Source organism: Flagellimonas okinawensis, assembly GCF_029194005.1.
Lineage (GTDB): Bacteria > Bacteroidota > Bacteroidia > Flavobacteriales > Flavobacteriaceae > Flagellimonas > Flagellimonas okinawensis.
In genome coordinates, this window is record NZ_JARFVA010000012.1 from 1 (window position 1) to 15441 (window position 15441).

Genomic DNA, 15441 nt, shown 5'->3' on the forward strand with positions numbered 1-15441 from the left:
TTGTCAAAATAGGGAAAGTACTGCCTTAAGGTCAGCAACCGTTGGCTCTTGCGCTTTTGCCCGTCCTTAAAAAGGTTGTGGAGTTCCTCCAAGGTCATCTTCTCCACCTCGTAGGCCGTAAAACGGTAGCGCTTGAAGAATTCGATGTACTTCCTGATTGTGACACGGGATATGCCCAATTGCTGGCTTATCCTCCGTTTGCTAGTGCCGGAGGTGTACAGTTTGTAAATCAGTTTTGTTTTTCGCATGTCTATCTGCTTGTTCGCCATGGTGCTTTTTAACAAAAAAAGCACTTAGACTTTTTACAGATAGATCTAATCTAAAGGTGGTCCACTTTGGCCCGGCGCGGGTGGGTCACTTTCGTCCGGCCAGCTATGGTCACTTTAACCCGGCGAGGGTGGTACACTATGTCCGGCGTTTCCATTCTTACCTATCATAGTGTAAAAATATTGTCTTCTATTGGAAATTTAAAACTATTTTGCTTCACAACTTTTTTCGACCTAATGTCCGAACAACCTCCTGTCCATTGTTGCAAGGCATCCTTACCTCTTATTCGCCCAATAGACCAAGACTGGAATACTTTTGGGGATTACTGCCGCAACTAGTTGACCCCAGTTGTTTGTACAGAAGGGAATCGATGTGCCCAATACGATAAACGCTGGCGATGCCTTCGGTTGCAAAGATGAAGTATCCAGTAGATACGGGTCGAACATGTACCCCCTTTTGATTGCTAAAACAGTACCAGTTCCTTTGGCAATAGCAGTACCTACCGCGGCCCAAAAAACTGTTCTGGTCATATTCCATATTTCCTTTCCCCATTTTTCCAACAACAGTTCCGGGGACATACAACTCTACCGAAATATAAACTCTTTCCTTTTTTAAGTTTTCTTTTCATTTTGGCCAAATTAAAATCCAACCGAACAGTTCTTCAACTTTGGGTCCTGTCCGATACAACAAGTCAATTTTTTTAATGGGGTTTTCGCAAACTAATTTATTATTGTAAAAAGAGATAATCCTTCAGAAAAATTTAATATTTAGTTTACATTTTATCTTACACCATACCATAACTTCATTGCTGTTTTTGGTCTATCGCTTTTTTGGAACTGCAGAAAAATCCTCAATAAATCCAATCAATAATGCACATAATGAAAGCTCCACGATTGTTTTTTTTCACCTTCCTGACATTCATAATGGTCATCTGCGGGGCCTATACCGCAAAGTACAGTGAAAATACACAGGGATACCAAAAATCCAAGGAAGAATGGTTCTTTAAGGCCATTTCTAGATATCCGGTCTCCATTACGTTCGAACCCATTGTCCTTTTTGACAATGGGGACTATGTGGAAGTGGGAACGGAGCCCGTCGGTTCCCTCGATAGGGTCCCATCCAAGAGTAATCGCCCGAAAGCTTGGGGAAAATGGGAGCTCAAAGGAGGTCGTTATTATTTGACCGACCATAAGGGACGGACGAACGATTATGGATTGGGATCTGGAAATTGGTTTCCTGCCTTTCCCTATCGGCCCAATCCGAAATTGGCTAGGATCTATCAGAACACCTGTTCCACTGATATAGGCTATGGGAGTACCCTGACCATCTCAAAGGTTACATTCATTGACGGTGAACACTTTATAGAAGGGGAAAACATGGGGGGCCTGACGCCAAATGCAGCTACTTGGGAAAAAAGTGCCCATACAGGAACTTATCATATTGAAGACCATATCATCACATTAAATTTTTCGGATGGCAAACAGGAAAAGCGTTCCTTCGCTGTCAGCGCAAAGGGAAATCCGGCCATACCCAACCCAAAGATGATCTTTATCGGAGGGGATGCCTACTTGGCCGAGGAATGAAACAAAAAACAATTCAATATATTTTTTAAACCAAAAAAAGCAAATGAAAAACAACCTTTCTATTTTGACCCTATCATTATTGACGTTCTCCCTAAACTCCTGTGACGGAAGTGGGGAAGATGACAACGACAATAATGATGACACCGGATTTGACACGGAGATCGTGGGAGAATCCGGCATTTTGGAAAACTTGAACACCACAAACCTTGACACATCCGGTTTTCCTTGGTATTATCAGGACGATGTCAACCAAACGGGGTGTGGCCTTTCCGAGTTGACCAATGGAAAACTGAAAAGATGGGATATCGAAAATGAGGGCCTGATACCGGTAAAAATCGGTACTGTACCTTTTGCAACGGAAGCCTTGGACGCGATCGAGGATAAATTGGGAATGACCTTGTTCGATAGGACAAGCATAGGCAACACACCCAATGAAAATGTTTCAAAGGGGCTGATTTTTAGTGATGGGACCGCTTCCGGGCCCAATCCGACCACTGATTGCGGACATGTTTCTGCTGGTGTTGGGACGTTCAGTTATCCTTACCAGGGAGGGGACACGGAATCCTCTTCTGAAAACATATATTTTGAGTATGACAATGAGGGAAACATCGTAGGCCATGACAATCCGATGGTGGGTTTGGCCTATGACGAGGCCGGTAATGCGGTGGGCAACATCTTGGAGGACACACCCTTTATTTTCGACGACAATGGAGCGGTGATCGGTATCAAGGCCGAAGAAGATGAGCTGATCAAGGACATCAACGGGAATGCCATTTGTACCATACTGTACAATAAGACCCTGTTTGATTCAAATGGAATGGCCATAGGGGCAAATGCATGGATCAGTGGGAGCCATGAAGATCGGGATGCCTACCTGATCAAATACCGTGTGGTCGAAGATCCCTTCTATGATGCAACGGGCCGTATCAATACAGTTCTGTATGTACATATCGGTTCTTCGGCCTGTGAAAGTGAAATCGATCTGGACTTGGTCGTGCACGAGACTGGTCATGCCCTTGGACTGGGAGCACATTTTGAGGGATTCGGCTACGGCCCTGCAGTGGACGGCAATTTCTGGAACGTTCTCAATACCCTGTACCACAATCCCATTGGAAGCGATGAAAGTTCCCTGAACATCCACCAAATCGAGTTTTAGGTCCAAAGGGAAAAATATGGAATCCCAACATACCTATTCGCGGCCCTGTTGGGATTGTTTCAAGGTCCTGACAAACTGTTTCAGGTTCTCATGGGAATGACTCAACCGACCGTTCACCATGATTACGGGGGTACCCACTTGGTTGCCAATGACCCCTTGTTCCCTGAGCTTGTCCCACATATAGGCGCCATATTCGGGATGTTGGGTGAAATTGAACAAGGTAAAGTCCACCTTGTTCTGTACTAGATAATCCGTTGTATAGGCACATCGTGTACAACCATCCCTACTGAAGACCACAATCCCCTGTTCAAACTTTTTGAAATCCTCGGGGTCGTAAATCTTGGCCGGCATTAGGACCTGGTTATACCCGTAGACATAGCCTATAGGCCCCCCGATTTTTTTGAGTTCGGCCACCAATAAGGTCTTTTGCGGCTCCACGAGCTTTACAATGGGTTGCCCATCATGTTCCAATCCGGTGACCTCACTGAGTTCAAAGGTAATCTCAACAGGTTCATCCAAAGTATTCTTCGCCTTGAACACCACATGTGTCGGGGTTTCCTCTTCAAGGATTTCCACGGCGACCTGTGAGAAGGACAAGAGACCGGACATAAGAAAAACAAAATGGACAAAAAAGGTTTTCATATCGGATTGGTTTCAGTAAGGTTGACACAACATTGTTGTTTGATAAAGCACTGGATTAAATTACTAAAAAAACAAGTCTCCCGACAGTTACCAAAACGTAAAATTCCATCATTAACATATGACACCCATCATACGCCTACATAGCTCCTTTATGGTCTAAGACATTGGTCTGAACTATACTTTATCCAACGTATAATCCGTACTGTACACCGTACAGACCTGATATACATCGACCCTTACCTTATCCTTGGTGAACTCTAAGACTATAAAAATATACTTGACCGGATCGAACCACTTTAGATGCGGATTCTTTGCGGCCAGGCCCAAACTGTTCTATAGCATGTTCCTTTATGAGACCCGTTACTTATTCATCAACAGTAACTCTATCTATTTATTTGACTTGGCCCAATGGTGTCCTAAAAAATCATCCAGATGACTTGTATTTTATTTACTAGCTTACTTAGATGGCCAATCAAACCCTTTCAACGACAATGGCATACCCCATGCCCACGCCCACGCACATGGTGGCCAATGCGTATCTTTTCCGTTGGTTTTGAAGTTCCAATGCTGCCGTATAGGTGATTCTTGTTCCGGTCATGCCCAAAGGATGCCCTATGGCAATGGCCCCTCCGTTGCTATTGATCCTGGGATCATCATCATGCAACCCCCATTCCCTGATACAGGCCAGACTCTGCGCCGAGAATGCCTCGTTGAGTTCGATGACATCCATTTGATCCAGTGTCAGACCTGCTTTGTCCAAAACCTTTTTGGTGGCCAACACAGGTCCGATGCCCATTATCCTTGGCTCCACCCCTACCACTGCGGATGCCACTACCCTGGCCAAGGGTTTCAACCCATACAACCCTACAGCTTTTCCGGATGCCACGAATATGGCTCCTGCCCCATCGTTCAGTCCCGAGGCATTGCCCGCCGTGACGGTCCCGTCTGCCTTAAAGGCTGGACGTAATTTGGAAAGCCCTTCGGGTGTCGTATCGGGCCTAATGAACTCGTCCCGGTCAAAAATAATGGGATCCTTTTTTCTTTGTGGGATCTCCACTGGCATGATTTCCTCTCCCAATCGCCCGTTCTTTTGGGCGGCAACGGCCTTCATCTGGGAATTGTAGGCGAACAGGTCTTGGTCTTCCCTTGAAATCCCATATTGGTCCACCAAGTTCTCCGCGGTGATGCCCATAGGATCGGTCCCGTACATTTCCTCCATCTTTGGGTTCTCAAACCGCCAACCAAAACTAGAATCGTACATCTGGGAATCATTGCCGTAGGCCCTGGAAGATTTGGATACCACCAAAGGTCCACGGGTCATGTGTTCCACCCCTCCCGAGATAAAGATATCCCCATCGCCCGCTTTTATGGCACGTACAGCATGTACAATGCTGGACATACCGGAGGAGCAGAGGCGATTGACGGTCTCCCCGGGAACCGTGTGCGGAAGTCCTGCCAGCAAAAGGGCCATACGCGCCACGTTACGGTTATCCTCCCCAGCTTGGTTATGACATCCCAAAATGACATCATCTATTTTATCCTTTGGTATCCCGGGGTTTCTCTCCATCAATTCCTTGATGACCATGGCTGCCAGATTATCTGTTCGAATGGGCGATAAGGTGCCACGAAAACTGCCGATCGGTGTCCTGATACCGTCTATAATATATGCTTCTTCCATTATAAGTACTTTGTCAAATTCTTGTTTTTCGAATAATGAACGAGGTAATCAATGTTACGGATAGCCCTATAAGACAGCCTATCAGCACAGTGACAAATCGTTCGAACGGGGATATGATACTACCAGGATGTTCGATCAAAATGATAAGCAGCGCCACAATGGCCGGACGCACGACTTGCATCAATTTGAACAACTTGCAAATGATGGTGGTGACCACAATCCCCAATACCACCTTTGCTACATAATCAATATTTATAAAAAATACGGTCAACCCCGAAAGGGACCCTATAAAATTGGAGATCACCCTCTCCTTTGTCAGCTTTGGGGCCAACTTTCTTCCCTCTGGTGGTATCACCAAGATGATGGAAAGCAACGCCCAAAAGAAATCTTCGGAAGAAAAGGCGATCATTAAATAATAGCCTATCAAAAAACCTATGATACATCGGGTCAGATAAATAAAGAACGATCTATCGAAATTCTTGGATACGCTACTCAAAGGTTTCATCATGCAAGTTTTTCCACAAATGTAGCGGATGTAAGTGCACGAACCTCTTCCAAAGTGGCCCCCGGCATGATTTCGATCAATACCAACATTCCCTTTATAAATTCAAAAACTGCCTTATCCGTGATAATCATATCCACAGAACCTTTTGAAGTCAAGGGTAAAGTGCATTGGGGTACCACCTTGGGCGAACCATCCTTATTGGTATGGGTCATAGTAATGATGAGCCTTTTGGCCCCAGACGCCAAATCCATGGCGCCCCCTACCCCCAACAAAGGTTTTCCCGGTACGGCCCAGTTGGCCAAATCGGCATGCTCGTCCACTTGCAGCCCTCCCATCACGGCAACATCGACATGTTTTCCTCTGATCATGCCAAAAGATTCGGAGCTATCAAAGTAGCTACTTCCCGGTAGGGCGGTCACGGGAATCTTCCCTGCATTCACAGGATAGTCCAATGCCCCACCATCCATGGGCGCCGGGCCAACCCCGAGCATTCCATTTTCGGTATGAAGGTTGATATCGTCTTCTGGCCAGATCAAATCCGCCACCAAAGTTGGTATGCCGATTCCCAAGTTGACCACATCCCCTTTTTGGAGTTCCTTAAGGACTCTTTTGGCCATATCCATACGGGCTTCACTTACTTTTTTGGCAATACCCACATCTGCGGATGAACCCAGGTCGTCCATTGTCAGTGTAGCCTGTACCAGATAATCCACATAACAGCCAGGGGTGTGGATTTGATTGGGATCCAATTCACCGATCTCCACGATTTCCTCCACTTCCACAATGACCAAGTCGGCCGCGGTAGCCATGGCCTTGTTGAAATTTTGTTCTGTTAGCCGATATTGGAGGTTTCCCATTTTATCGGCTTTCCATGCCCGGATAAAGGCCACGTTTCCCCGAATACCTTCCACAAAAACTTGTTCCACCCCTTTTATGGTTTTGGTTTCCCTGTTCTCTGCCAATAGTGTCCCTGCCGAAGTGGGGGTGTAAAACCCACCTATTCCAGCCCCACCGGCTCGAATCGCTTCGGCCAAAGTCCCTTGAGGAATCAACTCATAGGCCACTTTGCCGGATTGGGCGGCTTCCACCGCTTCTGGGTTACTGGTAAAAAAGGAGCCTACCATTTTTTTAATCTGGCCATTGCGAAGCAACCTGCCTCCACCCAGTCCGGGCTCCCCAACATTGTTTCCTATGAATGTGATATCCTTTGTATCCGTCTCGGCCAATGCATGCATCAGATGCACTGGGTTTCCTGTCATTCCAAACCCCCCCTGCAATAAGGTGTCACCGTTTTTTACCAGTGCCACTGCTTCTTCCAAACTGATTTGTGGTGTATGTTTCATTAAATTTTGATCATTATTTTTGAATGAATTGGAGCACTTGCTCTGAAAATTCCTGTGCCTTTTCCACATTCGACAAATGAGCCGCCCTTACCTGAACATGGGTAGCATTGGGTATTCCTTTTTCAAGAAATTTGCCGTGCTCCACCGTAGTGACCTCATCCTTGTTCCCACTTATGATAAGGGTTTTGGAAACTATCTGGTTAAGGTCTTCCCTAAAGTCAGCATCGCGGACCGCGGCACAATTGCCCATATATCCGTTGACATCGATATGAATTATTTGATTGGCCAAATCTTGTACAATATCTGGATGGCTGCTCCTGAATTCGTTTGTGAACCAACGCTCCTTACTGCCTTCCGCCAAGGAATCCATGCCATTTTTTTTCACGAATGCGATACGGTCATTCCAGCCTGTTTCCGTTCCAATCTTGGCAGCCGTATTGGCTAGGATCAAACGGTTGAGTCGATTCCCTGCATGGATTCCCAACCATTGGCCGATGAGTCCACCCATGGATAACCCACAAAAACTGAATTTTTCAATGTGCAAACGGTCTGCCAAGGCAAGAACATCCTTTCCCAACAGTTCCGTGGTGTATTCTCCAGGAGTCACCTCAGATTTTCCATGCCCTCGTGTGTCATAGGTCAGAAGGTTCACATGGTTTTTCAAATAGGCGATTTGCTCAGACCACATGGAAAGGTTACAACCCAACGAATTGGAGAAAATAAGCACTTCTTTATGCCCATTGTCCTCGTAATGGAAATGAACCTTGGTGTTATTGATTTTTGCAATCTCCATTGTTTGAATACTTTTTGATTTTGGTAATTCTTTTGATCATGGTTTCTTCAAATGAACTACCGAAGATGGGCATCCACCTTCGGTAGTTCACTTTTACAATTATCGGTGCTTTATCCCAACCTCAGGAAGCGATGGAAGCACGGGTTCTGTGGTTTTCACCTGGCGCAATCTTCTCACTGTCCTTCACCATGTGAAAGTTAAAATCGATGGAGGCGAATGGTTCGTCTTTGCCCATGGCTTTGGCCTCTTCCAATGAAAGATGCTTTACCGGGGGCACCAAGTCTTTTTTGGTGGCAAAGGCAAAATCATCATAGGTCAATGGGTCTCCTTCAATATTGATCTGTGTGGTCAATTTTCTGTATCCGGGAGCCGTAATGAAGAAATGGATGTGTGCTGGTCGGGAACCATGGCGCCCCAATGCTGTCATCAATCTATCCGTAGGTCCTTCCGGGGGGCACGAATACCCAACGGGCAAGAATGATTTGAACTGGTATTTCCCATCTGCCGCTGTTCTAATGGCCCTGCGAAGATTATAGTCGGACTGGCTACTGTCAAAGTAGGAATACAACCCCAATTGGTTGCAATGCCACACTTCTACCAAAGCACCTTCTATGGGGTTGCCTTCCTCATCCAGTACCTCCCCTTGCATGTAAAGTGACTCATCCCCTTGATTTGGCTCATTTTCCAATTCGGCATAGCTCAAAGATTCAGGTGCTCCCGCCACATACAATGGTCCTTCAATAGTTCGTGGGGTTTTCAACTCGATACCTGCTTGGGCATCTTCCCAATCCATTTTTTCATCCAGAAAATGTTCCAACCCGATTCCAGCGGCCACCAATCCTATTTCATTTTTCTTGCCAACTTCGGCAATCCAATCACAGGCTTTCCACACTTCCTCTGCAGTGATATCCAATTCTGCAATGGCATAAAACAAATCTTTCAACAACCTGTTCGTGATTTCCTTTATTCTTTCATTCCCTTCCCCAACCTTTTCCTTGGATAGGATTTCTGCCAGTACCGCATCAATTGCTTCTTTGTTCATCTTAGTAATTTTTAGTGTTAATATGCATTTGTATTCGTCTTTGTTTGTTTATAACATAGTTTCCCGAATGGCATTGGGATGCTTGCATAGGCTTTTCACCTTCATGGTCATATAGGGGAAAAGCGGCAATTCGGTAAGTATTTGGTGTAGCTCGTCCGGACTTTCAACATCCAGGATGCTTATGTTCGAATATTGTCCTGCAACCCTCCACAGGTATACCCATTTACCAGATTTCTGATATTTCTGGGATGTTTGCTGTTCCCTGGTGATATAGTCCTTTAATTTTTCCTCACTCCAAGTTTCTGGGATGTGCACATCCATTTCAACACAGTAAAGCATAGTCTTCTATTATTTTCGTTTATACTGATTCAGTTTGTCTTCATCCAGTTCAAGACCAAGACCAGGCCCGGTAGGTATACTTAATGTGCCATTGGAATAGTCCAACTTGGTCTTGATGATATCATCCGTAAGCAATAGTGGTCCGAACAGTTCAGTGCCCCAACTCAAATTTTTGAGTGTACTGAACGCATGTGCCGAAGCAATGGTTCCAATGGAACCTTCCAACAACGTGCCCCCGTACAATCCAATATCCGAAGCTTCGGCAATGGCCGCTACTTTCAAGACATTGTACAGACCACCTGACTTTCCAATCTTAAGGGCAAAAACACTGCCTCCCCTTATTTTTGCCAATTGAAATGCATCGGTTAACGTGCGCTGCGACTCATCTGCCATAATAGGTACTTCAAATGTTTGGGTGAGTCGTGCCAGACCTTCAAAATTCTCCTTGTTTATCGGCTGCTCTATAAGGTCGATGCCATTTTCCTGCAACTTTTTGATATAAATCTTGGCCGTACCTTCATCCCAAGCCTGATTGACATCCACTGTAACCTTGGCCCGAGCACCCAATGCCTTTTTAATGGCGATCACATGTTCAACGGCCCTGTTATCAGTTTGCCATCCCGTCTTTATCTTAAAGGTGTTGTGTCTATTCTCCGCTATCAATTTTTCCGCTTCGGCAATGTCCTTTTCAGTATCGCCACTGGCCAACGTCCAAAGAACATCCAGTGCGGTGTGTTGTGAACCTCCCAGTAGGGTCGAGACAGAAACGCCCAAGCGTTTTCCCTGGGCATCCAACAAAGCAGTCTCTATGCCAGATTTGGTAATCGGGTTCCCTTTGATGTTTTTCTCCAACTTGTTCATAATAGCGTGGATGTTGGTGGCATCCATACCCAGGAGAAGTGGAATAAAATAGGTGTTGAGATTGACCATCATAGCTTCCGGAGACTCTTCCCCATAGCTTAGCCCCCCAATGGTGGTGGACTCCCCTATACCTTCCACTCCATCACTACAGAACAATCGGATAATCACAAAACTGTTCTTCTTCATGACCGTCATGGATAAATGATGGAGTCGTATGGTCGGGAGATCTACAATACAGGTCTCGATTCTTTCAATTTTAGGATATGTCATTTTTTGATATAACGTTAAATACGCATATAAATAATTATGCGATTGGTAATTATGGAGTGGATTATTTGTCAATACTGAACAAAATTGAAGAAAATGGTGCAATAGAAATTATCTTTTCAAAACATTAATAGCACAAATCAATCATTTAATATTAAAAAAAGTATAAAATGTTCAAAAAGTGAATTGTTGAAAATTGGAAATGCCTAATCCTGAACGTTCTTCGTCCCGATTTTTTTTCTGTAATCGCGTGGCGTCAGTCCCAATTTGGCTTTAAAAAGACGCGAAAAATAGTTGGGGGATTCAAATCCCAGTCCAAAGGAGATTTCTGCAATTGAGGTCTCAAAAATGGCCAGTCTCACCTTAGCTTCATCCAAGAAGTGCTCTATAACAATATCCTTGGGGGATTTACCGGACACTTCCCTACAGATTCTATTGAGGTGTCCTGCAGATATGGACAACTGTTCCGCATACCCTTCAATAGGATATTTAAAATTGTTCATCTCGCTGATGAGCTGTAAAAACCTTCGATAATAGATATTGTATGCATTGTCTGAAGAAATAATCGTTAGTTTCCCTTTTTTGGGAATACGGTACAGTCGGATCAAGAGCATGCCAACGAGATATTCGAGGGCAAAATCCTTTCCTGGAAGATCATTGTTGAACTCGTTGATACACTTGTGCATGGTGGTGTACAAATGTTCAAAAAGCAGGTCCTCAAAATCGAACTTGGCAATGGTAATGGTCTCGATATCAAAAATGATATCGGTATCCAAGGCCAACATACGTTCTATGGCCATATCCGAAAGAGTAATTACCCAACCTTTGATTTCCTCCTTTACCAACATGCCATGCAATACGTTTCTAGGAATGGCAAAAAAACTGGTTCCATTGATCTCGATGGTCTCGTCATTAACGGAGAGCAATAGGGAGCCCTCCTCCAGTAAAAAAACTTGGAAAAGATTGCCGTGTACATGGTTTTTTATAACGCCATGATACCGTTGAAGAACACTCTCCAAAGTGGTCACATGTATTATTTCACGGATAAACTCAATGGAATCTTCCCCATAAATCCCGTCATAAAAAAGTTTTTTTTTCACTGCTGTACATTAAAAAGATTGATGCTGGGAATTGACCCCAAATATAAAGTCTGCATTTATTTAATATACATTACATAGCCCATATTTTAAAAACTACAAAGGGATGAGCAATCGTTTTTCCGAATCCACACTTCATCAATTTCTGTACAATGTCTGTGCAATAATCTAAGCCCATTTTGACAGAGCTATTTTTTTGTGTGACTCAACCCTGTTTCAACTACTGGGGTTTCTAACCTAGGTTGCCTTGACTTGGTCACATCCACAAAGGTTGGGTTCGAGAGAGTTCTTGGGAAGGATAGTCAGGTTTTCCCATGGACAGTCCCTGACACTGTTTGAGTTCATTCAACAGCAAAGGGCATTCACCACCCCATTTGCCTTATCTTTTCCAAAAATAATAACCCCATTGTTGGATTCACGGACATTTACATTCAAGGTTTCGGTAATATAAAAAAATTAACAATATGGTAAACCGACCCAAGGCAACCCAACGCTCAAATACCCATCATATTTCTAAAAAAATAGAATGGTCGCAAAAATTTTGCCCCTATTTATGGTTCTCTTTGTTACATCCTGTTCCAACGACGATAATTTGTCAACCTGGGACAGCCTATCCGGAACTTGGCAATTGGAATACTATGATGATTTAGACGAAGGTACTCTTTCCGTGCCAAAGGAAGAAACGACTGTACTTACGTTCGCAAACGGAACCTTGGCAGGAAAGATCGGGTTCAATACCATAGCCGGTGGCTCATATGCCCTTGAGAACAAAATACTGATCCTCAGTTATGGCATCACTAAAGTGGGCGGTTCCCTATGGGAGGTCAGGTTCCGGGAGTCCTTGGTCGATCTTTACACAGAAAGGGCATTTCACATCCCCATTTCACTATCCGAGGACGAACTTATCTTTCATTACGGGACACAAAGCACCATGCATTTTCGCAAAAAGGATTAAATATAATACCTATGGGTTCAAGAGCACTACACATAAAGGAGAAAAGAATACTGATGTATCCCATCTTACTTTGTTTGTTGGCCGTCATACTTTTTTCTTGCTCTGGTTCCGACGCACTGGATAACGGGATACTCCTGTATTGGCAAGAGACCAAATGTAATGATCCTTGGGGTACCAAGGAAAGTGATGACGAAAATACAGTTCGTGAGGCCTTAACGGGATATCTTTTCGATAATGGCATCGATGAATTTAGAATTTGGGAATTCGCATATATGTTGACCGACGGCATGGTCACATGTGATTCATGTGGATGCCCTTCGGGAACGGTCATCAGAGTGGAAGTTGACGAAACCTATGTTGAAAAAATGGAGAGGTTGGGTTTCAAGTACGGGTTGGCCGACTAATTGGATTTCATCAAAGATTGAGCAGCAATATATAGCTCCCTTTAACATAAAGACAACAACGTAGTAAAGAAATCAATGGATACAGTACAAAGACTTCTCTTTAAAAAACACCCTCCATGGCCACTGACATTCTTGATTTTTTCATGTAGTGGGCAATCCGATGAAGTTCCTGTCAAACTTTTAATGGACATCGAAGCATGTGAAGTATTGGAAGAAACAAACGACATTGTGGCAACCTTCACAGATGTTGAGGGAAAAGTCATCAGCCCAGATACTTTTGCTTGCCCAAACCTATATACACTCTCCGGTGGTCCAGAACATGAAAAAAGGGAACTGGAATATCTTTATGCTTGCAATCTCCCGGAAGAACTAAAAATAGACAGCCTTTCCGTTATGAAAGATGAAATACGATATGAAACTGACAGAATGTATGTAGAAACACCTAACAGTATAATAAGTGGGGATGTACATACCATGCACGTTTCAGCTAATAGTGATTGGGGATCTCTAGATTTAAATATGCAGTTTCCGGGGCAGGTAATGTACAACGCAGGAACCGGGGTGTTTGATTTTTTCGGAAATGTTCCTACAGGTCAGTATTCCATTGTCAATGGGTTATGCAGCGGTACGTTAACTTTAGAAGGCGAAGAGATAAAGTTTTTTGGGACAACGTGGTTTGACAGGCAATGGTCTTGGATTAAAGACCTTGATGGAAATAAAGAAACAATGGTGAAAAAAGAGGAATTTCAAGGACAGGATATGCACTGGACCTGGATGAACCTTACTTTGGATAATGGCCACGTAATGGGTTTATGGGATATCCACCTTTATGGAAATCACTCCAGTTTTGTAACCCTCGTTGAGCCGGACGGTTCTCATGTTGTTGCAAACATCAAACCTCTTGCCGAATTGGCCAGTGAGTATTGGATTAGCCCTAAAAAGCAACACTATCCCACAAACTGGATTGTGGATATACCTGAATTAGATGCCAAACTAACTGTTAAAGCTATTAAGAAAGAACAGGAAGTTGCTTCTAATATGCTCCCTAGGTATGAAGGTCTTGCTAACATTACCGGAACTTTCAGGGGAAAACCCGTAACGGGTCATAACCTGGTTGAAATGGTTGGAAATTGGAGCAAAGGATAACAAATTTTAATTTTGTCTTATAGTTGTCCGATAAACATTTGAAAGGCGCAGGATTTAAATCCTGCGCTTTTTCTTTCGGTATGCGGGGCTAAAACTTTTAAAAGCAAAAAGCCAGGAGTAAAGAAGGCGGCAAGAGTAATTTTTTAGCATATTGCCAATCTTTTGAACATCAGCCAAGAAACATTGAGCAGGATCAGGGGCAGCATCCGTTTTTGACTTATGTCAAAAAATGTGGCCCTAATGCTTTTTACTTTTAAAGTATAATCTTTAAAAGCAGTAAAAATGAAAACAGGTTCAAGAAAATTAAGTATCCCCCATTTGATAGACGCCGAACGTGATCTGGCCTTTAAACCCGAGATGGGCACCAATTCCTTCTTTGCCATTGCCGATGTCCAAACTGACCAGGGCCGCAAGTTCAATATTCTTATCCACCAACTCGAAGTACCGGCACCAGCTGGGGTTCCACGAAAATTTCTAAGTATTTTCAATGTGTTCGATATAGACAACGGCACCTTTAAAAGTGATGAGATCATACATTCGGAGGATGAGGTGACCTACGAAACCGACAGCATGTACATTGAAATGCCCAATAGCAAGATAAGTGGGAATTTGCACGCCATCAAGGCCTCTGCCAATTTCGACTGGGGCTCGGTGGAACTCGATATGCAGTTTCCCGGGGAGGTCATCTACAACGGAGGGACCGGGGTCTTCGATTTTGTGGGCAATATTCCCACAGGGCAATACTCCGTAACCAAAGGATTGGGCAGTGGCACTTTAAACTTCAACGGCGAGACACATAAGGTTTTTGGCAAAACATGGTATGACAGGCAATGGTTCTGGCGCCATGATTTCTTTGGAAACAAAGAAAAGCCAATGAAAGGAACCTTTCAGGAACAGGACATGTACTGGACATGGATGAACCTTACACTCGATAACGGAGATGTATTGGGTTTATGGGATATCTATCTTTATGGAAAGCAATCCAGCTGGGTGACCATGGCAGAACCGGATGGTTCCCATATCGTTGCAAATGTCGAACCTCTTGCCGAATCTGCAAGCGAGTTCTGGATAAGCCCTATGGGGCAACGCTATCCGACCAATTGGGTCGTCAAGATACCCGAACTGGAGGCTGAACTGATCGTAAGGGCAATCAAAAAAGAACAGGAGGTACCTTCTGACATTTTACCTAAATACGAAGGCTTATGCAATATTACCGGAACTTTCAGGGGAAAACCCGTAACAGGCTATAACCTTGTTGAAATGGTGGGCAACTGGAACAAGGACAGAATGTTCTGATTCTCCGTGTATCTCCTCATAAAATGTCTGACCGGGTTGGATTTTTATAAATTCAACCCGTCTTTCT

General features: G+C 44.1%; 16 protein-coding genes and 1 pseudogene. 6 read left to right on the forward strand and 11 right to left on the reverse strand.

Going from position 1 to position 15441, the window contains the following annotated elements:
- Nucleotides 1-269: pseudogene (locus PY091_RS18540) on the reverse strand (HTH domain-containing protein); the annotation flags it as partial.
- 273 nt (nucleotides 270-542) lie between these two features.
- On the reverse strand, nucleotides 543-845 hold the full coding sequence (locus PY091_RS18545; protein ID WP_275650977.1) for a hypothetical protein: 303 nt from the start codon (nucleotides 843-845) through the stop codon (nucleotides 543-545).
- Between the two features lie 300 nt (nucleotides 846-1145).
- Between PY091_RS18545 and PY091_RS18550 the strand changes: the two genes are divergently transcribed.
- Nucleotides 1146-1850 carry a hypothetical protein gene (locus PY091_RS18550; RefSeq protein WP_275650978.1) on the forward strand — a complete coding sequence of 235 codons (705 nt, stop codon included), beginning with the start codon at nucleotides 1146-1148 and terminating at the stop codon, nucleotides 1848-1850.
- 43 nt (nucleotides 1851-1893) lie between these two features.
- Nucleotides 1894-3006, forward strand: a complete 1113-nt coding sequence (locus PY091_RS18555; protein ID WP_275616863.1) for a hypothetical protein — start codon at nucleotides 1894-1896, stop codon at nucleotides 3004-3006.
- A 33-nt stretch (nucleotides 3007-3039) separates the two neighbouring features.
- Here PY091_RS18555 and PY091_RS18560 read toward each other — a convergent pair whose 3' ends face one another.
- From PY091_RS18560 to PY091_RS18670, 9 genes are all read right to left on the reverse strand, one after another.
- Nucleotides 3040-3648 (reverse strand): glutaredoxin domain-containing protein, encoded by a 609-nt coding sequence (locus tag PY091_RS18560; RefSeq protein WP_275616862.1) that lies wholly within the window; start codon nucleotides 3646-3648, stop codon nucleotides 3040-3042.
- 472 nt (nucleotides 3649-4120) lie between these two features.
- Complete coding sequence (locus tag PY091_RS18565) at nucleotides 4121-5326, reverse strand: acetyl-CoA C-acyltransferase (protein WP_275616861.1); 1206 nt, start codon at nucleotides 5324-5326, stop codon at nucleotides 4121-4123.
- A gap of 13 nt (nucleotides 5327-5339) precedes the next feature.
- Complete coding sequence (locus PY091_RS18570) at nucleotides 5340-5834, reverse strand: FUSC family protein (protein ID WP_275616860.1); 495 nt, start codon at nucleotides 5832-5834, stop codon at nucleotides 5340-5342.
- A complete protein-coding gene (locus tag PY091_RS18575) occupies nucleotides 5831-7174 on the reverse strand; it encodes a 3-oxoacid CoA-transferase (RefSeq protein WP_275616859.1) in 1344 nt (447 codons plus the stop codon). Before PY091_RS18575 ends, PY091_RS18570 begins: the two co-directional genes overlap by 4 nt.
- A gap of 13 nt (nucleotides 7175-7187) precedes the next feature.
- Complete coding sequence (gene pcaD, locus PY091_RS18580) at nucleotides 7188-7967, reverse strand: 3-oxoadipate enol-lactonase (protein ID WP_275650979.1); 780 nt, start codon at nucleotides 7965-7967, stop codon at nucleotides 7188-7190.
- Nucleotides 7968-8088: 121 nt separating this feature from the next.
- Nucleotides 8089-9009, reverse strand: a complete 921-nt coding sequence (gene catA / locus PY091_RS18585) for a catechol 1,2-dioxygenase (RefSeq protein ID WP_275616857.1) — start codon at nucleotides 9007-9009, stop codon at nucleotides 8089-8091.
- Nucleotides 9010-9057: 48 nt separating this feature from the next.
- The gene (locus PY091_RS18590) at nucleotides 9058-9348 is read right to left on the reverse strand and encodes a muconolactone Delta-isomerase family protein (protein WP_275616856.1); all 291 of its coding nucleotides are present in this window, start codon (nucleotides 9346-9348) and stop codon (nucleotides 9058-9060) included.
- A 9-nt stretch (nucleotides 9349-9357) separates the two neighbouring features.
- Nucleotides 9358-10479: a muconate/chloromuconate family cycloisomerase gene (locus PY091_RS18595; protein WP_275616855.1), complete on the reverse strand. Its 1122-nt coding sequence runs from the start codon at nucleotides 10477-10479 to the stop codon at nucleotides 9358-9360.
- Between the two features lie 203 nt (nucleotides 10480-10682).
- Complete coding sequence (locus PY091_RS18670) at nucleotides 10683-11576, reverse strand: AraC family transcriptional regulator (protein ID WP_275616854.1); 894 nt, start codon at nucleotides 11574-11576, stop codon at nucleotides 10683-10685.
- 523 nt (nucleotides 11577-12099) lie between these two features.
- Between PY091_RS18670 and PY091_RS18605 the strand changes: the two genes are divergently transcribed.
- The 4 genes from PY091_RS18605 to PY091_RS18620 all read left to right on the forward strand — a co-directional run bounded on the left by PY091_RS18605 (nucleotide 12100) and on the right by PY091_RS18620 (nucleotide 15374).
- The gene (locus PY091_RS18605; protein ID WP_275616853.1) at nucleotides 12100-12528 is read left to right on the forward strand and encodes a hypothetical protein; all 429 of its coding nucleotides are present in this window, start codon (nucleotides 12100-12102) and stop codon (nucleotides 12526-12528) included.
- An 11-nt stretch (nucleotides 12529-12539) separates the two neighbouring features.
- A complete protein-coding gene (locus tag PY091_RS18610; RefSeq protein WP_275616852.1) occupies nucleotides 12540-12932 on the forward strand; it encodes a hypothetical protein in 393 nt (130 codons plus the stop codon).
- Between the two features lie 75 nt (nucleotides 12933-13007).
- A complete protein-coding gene (locus tag PY091_RS18615) occupies nucleotides 13008-14078 on the forward strand; it encodes a lipocalin family protein (RefSeq protein ID WP_275650980.1) in 1071 nt (356 codons plus the stop codon).
- A gap of 282 nt (nucleotides 14079-14360) precedes the next feature.
- A complete protein-coding gene (locus tag PY091_RS18620; protein WP_275650981.1) occupies nucleotides 14361-15374 on the forward strand; it encodes a lipocalin family protein in 1014 nt (337 codons plus the stop codon).
- Nucleotides 15375-15441 lie beyond the last annotated feature (67 nt).

Coding starts and splice junctions, on each gene's coding strand:
- PY091_RS18545 (WP_275650977.1), bottom strand. CDS start 845: ATGTCCCCGGAACTGTTGTTGGAAAAATGGGGAAAGGAAATATGGAAT.
- PY091_RS18610 (WP_275616852.1), top strand. CDS start 12,540: ATGGGTTCAAGAGCACTACACATAAAGGAGAAAAGAATACTGATGTAT.
- PY091_RS18605 (WP_275616853.1), top strand. CDS start 12,100: ATGGTCGCAAAAATTTTGCCCCTATTTATGGTTCTCTTTGTTACATCC.
- pcaD (WP_275650979.1), bottom strand. CDS start 7,967: ATGGAGATTGCAAAAATCAATAACACCAAGGTTCATTTCCATTACGAG.
- PY091_RS18595 (WP_275616855.1), bottom strand. CDS start 10,479: ATGACATATCCTAAAATTGAAAGAATCGAGACCTGTATTGTAGATCTC.
- PY091_RS18570 (WP_275616860.1), bottom strand. CDS start 5,834: ATGATGAAACCTTTGAGTAGCGTATCCAAGAATTTCGATAGATCGTTC.
- PY091_RS18560 (WP_275616862.1), bottom strand. CDS start 3,648: ATGAAAACCTTTTTTGTCCATTTTGTTTTTCTTATGTCCGGTCTCTTG.
- PY091_RS18555 (WP_275616863.1), top strand. CDS start 1,894: ATGAAAAACAACCTTTCTATTTTGACCCTATCATTATTGACGTTCTCC.
- PY091_RS18575 (WP_275616859.1), bottom strand. CDS start 7,174: ATGAAACATACACCACAAATCAGTTTGGAAGAAGCAGTGGCACTGGTA.
- PY091_RS18615 (WP_275650980.1), top strand. CDS start 13,008: ATGGATACAGTACAAAGACTTCTCTTTAAAAAACACCCTCCATGGCCA.
- catA (WP_275616857.1), bottom strand. CDS start 9,009: ATGAACAAAGAAGCAATTGATGCGGTACTGGCAGAAATCCTATCCAAG.
- PY091_RS18550 (WP_275650978.1), top strand. CDS start 1,146: ATGAAAGCTCCACGATTGTTTTTTTTCACCTTCCTGACATTCATAATG.
- PY091_RS18565 (WP_275616861.1), bottom strand. CDS start 5,326: ATGGAAGAAGCATATATTATAGACGGTATCAGGACACCGATCGGCAGT.
- PY091_RS18620 (WP_275650981.1), top strand. CDS start 14,361: ATGAAAACAGGTTCAAGAAAATTAAGTATCCCCCATTTGATAGACGCC.
- PY091_RS18590 (WP_275616856.1), bottom strand. CDS start 9,348: ATGCTTTACTGTGTTGAAATGGATGTGCACATCCCAGAAACTTGGAGT.